The following is a 1,607-nucleotide window of genomic DNA, read 5'->3' on the forward strand; positions in this document are numbered from 1 at the left end:
CAAGAAGCCCCCACTTCAAGCAACCCGTAAGGGTGGTAAATGGTGGGAGTAGTTCACATAAGAATCAGAGCTCATAATAAGCTGCCTGTCAATGTAGCGACATAAATCGCTTCAAGTGACAGGCATTTTCTTATTTGTCAAAAATATAAGTATTTATAAACTCGTTACGGAATTTACCCTTCGGATCGTAGTGCTCTAGCAATTGCTGAAAGTCCGGCAGTTTTTCATAGAGCGGTTGTACTTGTTCTTTCGTCATGGTAAATAATTTACCCCAATGCGGACGAGCATGATAGGGTGTAAGCTTTTCTTCAATTTGTGGTAACACTTTTTGTACAGATTCCCAGTCATCTTTCCATGTTAAATGAATGCCGATCGAATCTTGTTGATAGCATGGGCTCATCCATAATTCATCTTTGGCAATGCTACGTATTTCACAAACATGTAATAATGGTGCGATTTGATCGCGGATTTTATTTATTTCCGTTAGTGCCTTATATGCATACTGTCTTGGAATGATATACTCCGATTGCAATTCATCTCCACTACTAGGTGTGAAATCGATACGAAAATGTGGCAGTCTGTCGTACCACGGTCCCGGAATCCCCATTTGTTCAGTACAATTAATAGCCTCGATTCCCGCGATAGGATGGCAATGGTCTGTTGCTGGCTTCGCACCATATAAATCAGTATATGATTGTGGTTCATTCTCTTCAGTATGTAGCTGTTTTAACCAAACTTGATTGATCGTATCACTTTGCCAATTAGTAAATAAACTAACACTGTATGCGCTTGAGAAAATGTCATCAAAATGGTGTTCTAATTGTGCTAAAGGTAACTGCTCGTAAACATATTGACTGATTTGAAAGGCAGGGATGATGTCTAACGTCATCTTTGTAACAATCCCTATTCCCCCAAGACCAACTACAGCCCCTTTTAATTGTTCTTGATTTTCCTCTCGAGAAAATTGGACTAATTCACCGTCAGCAGTAACGACTTCCATAGCGTGAACGGAGTCAGATAAACAGCTGTTTCGGTCACCTGAACCGTGTGTAGCTGTTGCACATGCACCAACCACGGAAATGTGTGGTAATGACGCCATATTCTCTAATGCAAATCCATTCTCTTGAAGGAAACGGCTTAGGTCACTATAGATAATTCCGCCTTCAACCGTAACCGTTTGATTATCACGGTCTAAAGCTATTATTTTATTCATTTTTTGTAAGGACACCATATTTTCACTAGAATCTGCAATTCCATTAAATGAGTGGCGAGAACCAACTACTCGTAATTTATCACATTGTCTGACAAGTTGTTGAAGTTGGTTAACGCTTTCAGGTTCATGCCAATTTGCCGCGCTATATGTATAATTACCAGCCCAGTTCTTTTGTTCATTCATATGATTAACGCTCCTTTACATGGTCATTTTTTTATTTATTTTATCATACAATTCAACTTATAAGGACGAATTCGCTCATTTTGTTTGATTTCTTGTCCGTACCCTAAACCAAAAATTTTAAAATGATATTTAAAATATTCAGAAAATATTATATAATTTCTAAATATGCATCTGGAACTGTAAAAAATTCTATGAAAACTAAGTGAAACAG

At 37.9% G+C, this 1,607-nt stretch carries 1 protein-coding gene; it reads right to left on the minus strand.

Annotation, left to right across the window (positions count from 1 at the left end; translation table 11 throughout):
* Positions 1-130: 130 nt before the first annotated feature.
* The gene (locus GH715_RS21215) at positions 131-1,396 is read right to left on the minus strand and encodes an FAD-binding protein (RefSeq protein ID WP_153837224.1); all 1,266 of its coding nucleotides are present in this window, start codon (positions 1,394-1,396) and stop codon (positions 131-133) included.
* Positions 1,397-1,607: the final 211 nt, after the last annotated feature.

This window comes from Gracilibacillus thailandensis (genome assembly GCF_010994055.1).
Classification (GTDB): domain Bacteria; phylum Bacillota; class Bacilli; order Bacillales; family Amphibacillaceae; genus Gracilibacillus; species Gracilibacillus lacisalsi.

Coding starts and splice junctions, on each gene's coding strand:
- GH715_RS21215 (WP_153837224.1), bottom strand. CDS start 1,396: ATGAATGAACAAAAGAACTGGGCTGGTAATTATACATATAGCGCGGCA.